General features: G+C 63.6%; 2 protein-coding genes and 2 pseudogenes. 1 reads left to right on the plus strand and 3 read right to left on the minus strand.

Going from position 1 to position 3,459, the window contains the following annotated elements; all coding sequences use genetic code 11:
- A pseudogene (locus NA637_RS24265) lies at positions 1 to 366 on the minus strand (transposase); the annotation flags it as partial.
- Between the two features lie 486 nt (positions 367 to 852).
- Here NA637_RS24265 and NA637_RS24270 point away from each other — a divergent pair.
- Positions 853 to 2,061 carry an MFS transporter gene (locus NA637_RS24270; RefSeq protein ID WP_256075085.1) on the plus strand — a complete coding sequence of 403 codons (1,209 nt, stop codon included), beginning with the start codon at positions 853 to 855 and terminating at the stop codon, positions 2,059 to 2,061.
- 155 nt (positions 2,062 to 2,216) lie between these two features.
- Here NA637_RS24270 and NA637_RS24275 read toward each other — a convergent pair.
- Together NA637_RS24275 and NA637_RS24280 are read right to left on the minus strand one after the other, a co-directional pair.
- Positions 2,217 to 2,618: pseudogene (locus tag NA637_RS24275) on the minus strand (transposase zinc-binding domain-containing protein); the annotation flags it as partial.
- Positions 2,619 to 2,758: 140 nt separating this feature from the next.
- Positions 2,759 to 3,349 carry an NADPH-dependent FMN reductase gene (locus NA637_RS24280; protein ID WP_256075086.1) on the minus strand — a complete coding sequence of 197 codons (591 nt, stop codon included), beginning with the start codon at positions 3,347 to 3,349 and terminating at the stop codon, positions 2,759 to 2,761.
- Positions 3,350 to 3,459: the final 110 nt, after the last annotated feature.

Consider the following 3,459-nt stretch of genomic DNA (forward strand, 5'->3'; position numbering starts at 1 on the left):
TCTTTCCGAGACCGCCGGTCGGCTGATGTAACGACATAGTCGTTCCAGCTTCTTCCGTTCATGGGCCCTGGCCGCCACGCCGGCATGCAAACTGAACCCGGCCACCAAGCCCGGCGTGTCACCGAACTGATCCTCCGGAACGCAGGCCGGCAAAGTCTGCAATGTAGATACCTTGCGACCTGCTTGTGGCACCACGGCGATGCGGTAGGCTATCGGATGCCCCAGCAATTGAGTCATGTGATCTTCATCCACCGCATCCGAGGCGAGATAGCGGTTCTCGGCGTCCCGTTCCAACCATCCCTGCCGTTCGAGGAAACGCCCAACCCGGTGGGCGATGGTGTGCGCCCACCTCAGCCTGATGCAGCCACCGGTTCCGATGGCGCAGAGCGGACCAGGCCGCCCGGCCAGCGGACTGGGCATCTCCCGCAGCATCGGCAGCAGAGGAAGCGGACGCTATTGCTTGACCTGACCAACGATGCAGCGTCCTAGCAATGCGGGCACGTGGGGACGCGCTCGGACAGCACACGCATCACCGGCGCCCGGTTCCGCTGGCTCTCCAGTTTGGCCAGAATCTGCTCGCCGACGGATCGAGCGACTGGGTCGCAGATCGGTCAGCATCGGCCAAGCGGAGCAACCACCGGGGCCGCAAGCGTGGACAATGGGCTGCAGTGATACGTCGGGCGCCTTCGGCGCGAGGCTGTTCGCCCTGGCGATGGATGGCCTGCGGACAGATCAACAAATGGACAGCTACGATGAACCCCATTCTCGCCATCCGTCAGATCGCTTCCGCTGGCGCCATACGATTCAGCATGACCGGAGCCTGGTCGTGAACCCTGAGGAGCGCTTTCGCCCATGAGCAACAATGCCAGGCCGTCTTTCAGCAAGGTACCCGCCAGTGTGTGGGCGCTCGGCTTTGTCAGCCTGCTGATGGATATCTCGTCGGAGATGATTCACAGCCTGCTGCCGCTGTTCATGGTGGGGGTTCTCGGGGCAAGCGCATTGACCGTGGGCCTGATCGAGGGCGTGGCGGAATCGACTGCGCTCATTGCGAAGGTCTTTTCCGGCGTACTGAGCGATTACCTGGGCAAGCGCAAGGGCCTGGCGGTGGCCGGTTACGCGCTGGGTGCGCTGACCAAACCCCTGTTTGCCGTGGCCTCGTCCGTCGGCATGGTGCTGGCCGCACGCTTTGTCGATCGGATCGGCAAGGGGATCCGCGGCGCACCGCGTGATGCGCTCATCGCCGACATCACCCCCGGCGACGTCCGCGGCGCCGCTTTCGGACTGCGGCAATCGCTGGATACGGTCGGCGCGTTCGTCGGTCCATTGCTGGGCGTTGGCCTGATGCTGCTGTGGGCCAACGATTTCCGTGCCGTGTTCTGGGTGGCGGTCATCCCTGGCGCGCTCGCTGTGCTGCTGCTGGTATTTGCAGTCCGCGAGCCGGCGCGACATCTGCAAGAAAAGAAAACCAATCCGATCCGCCGCGCCAACATCGTTCGGCTCAGTGCCTCGTACTGGGCGGTGGTCGCCGTCGGTGCGGTGTTCACCCTGGCCAGGTTCAGTGAGGCATTCCTGGTACTGCGTGCCCAGCAGGGCGGCATTCCCGTGGCCCTTGTGCCGCTGGTGATGGTCGCCATGAATCTGGTCTACGCGGGCGCGGCCTACCCGTTCGGCAAGCTCTCGGATCGAATGAGCCACAAGACCTTGTTGGCCTGGGGCCTGGTGGCGCTCATCTGCGCCGATCTGGTGCTGGCCACCAATGACCACTGGACCACGGTCCTGGCCGGCGTCGCGCTGTGGGGTGTGCATCTGGGCATGACCCAGGGATTGCTGGCCACGATGGTGGCCGACACCGCCCCTGCCGACCTGCGCGGCACCGCCTACGGGGTGTTCAATCTGATCAGCGGTGTGGCCATGCTGATTGCCAGTGCGATCGCAGGACTGCTGTGGGATCAACTCGGCGCATCCTTCACCTTCTATGCCGGTGCGCTGTTCTGCGTGGTGGCCCTGCTTGGGCTGCTCATGAGAACGCGTCACAGCGCCCATCGGCATCCTTCCCAATGAGGCTTCATTCCCATGTGCGGTTCTGGCTGGTGGATCGCCTTGCAGACCACCACAGATCGCTTCTGCCCTCACTCCTGGACATCGCTCCGCGCCAGACAAGAATCAAGGAACCACGGGAACACACATGGCCAACGGCAAAGACAAGAATAACGGCGGAAACGCAAAGGAAAAGGGAAGCTCAAGACCCGTTGGCGAATGGGCTGTTCGAGCAGGACTTCATCGACCAGCAGCGCCGCACTTTCGGCCATGCGTCGCGCCCCGCAACCGGGGCAGAAGCCACGGCATTTGCAGCTGAACCCAACCAGATGCTCGACGTGGCACGACGCACAACGCACCCGCAGAAAGCCGTATTCCAGACGGTCGCATTTAAGGTAGTCGTCGAATTCACGCTGGACATACGCTGGCAGTACCCTGCCTCGCTCCGCCAAATGGGCAGCGAACGCCGGATAGTATTCTTCGACGATTCGATAGCGCAGGGTTTGTTCGGGCCGGTGGCGCTGGTAACGACCAGCACCCCTCTCCCGGGTAGCCGTCCTGGCCACCGCCGCGTGGGGCAGGGTCCGCATCCTTGCGATACTGTATTTTTGTAGAATCTTGAAACCTCAGCTGTGATGCCAGCCAGTGCCGGTCACTCCCACTCGATGGTAAACAAGCGTAAAAAGCCTGTAAGCACCCGGACGCCCCCGTACGCGCTGGCTCAGTACGGGGGCGCCTTGCGCTCCCTCTGCATGCGCGCGGCCTGGGTCCACCAGGCCAAGTCGTCGGCGAAGCGGGCGAAGCTCTTTTCCAGCGCCTGGCCGGCTTCCTTGATCGGGCGGCCTTCCTGATCCACGGCCTCGCCGATCGGCCCGACGGTCACGGTGCTGGAGATTACCACCATGCCCATCTCCGACAGCGTGCCGTGCCAGGCCACGTTGGAACGCGCGCCGGAGAGGCGCCCGGCCGAATAGCTGACGATGCCGGCCGGACGCCAGAACCATTCCTCCAGGAAATGGTCGGTCAGGTTCTTCAGGCCTGGCTGCATGCCCCAGTTGTATTCGCCGGCGACGAACAGGAAGCCGTCGGCCATGCGGATCTTCGCGGCCAGCGCCTCCATCACCGCCGGCGCCTGGCCCTTGGGATACTCCTTGTACATGCGGTCCAGCATCGGCAGGTCCACAGCCTTGGCGTCGATGAGCTCGGCGTCCACGCCGCGCGCATTGAGTGCGCGCACGCAGTACTGGGCCAGGCGGATGCCCATGCGGTCGGACCGGTAGGAGCCGTAGAAGACGAGGATGCGTTCGGTCATGGGGGCTGCCTCGGGTGCTGAGTGGGCGGGCTGCTCAACCTAGGGTTCTCCGGAGAATAGGAACAATAAACGCCCTTTTCCCCAAAGTCCAACGGGTAGCTCACGCCTAA

Origin of the sequence: Stutzerimonas stutzeri (assembly GCF_024448935.1) — a bacterium.
In the GTDB taxonomy this organism is placed as follows: Bacteria; Pseudomonadota; Gammaproteobacteria; order Pseudomonadales; family Pseudomonadaceae; genus Stutzerimonas; species Stutzerimonas stutzeri_AO.

Coding starts and splice junctions, on each gene's coding strand:
- NA637_RS24270 (WP_256075085.1), top strand. CDS start 853: ATGAGCAACAATGCCAGGCCGTCTTTCAGCAAGGTACCCGCCAGTGTG.
- NA637_RS24280 (WP_256075086.1), bottom strand. CDS start 3,349: ATGACCGAACGCATCCTCGTCTTCTACGGCTCCTACCGGTCCGACCGC.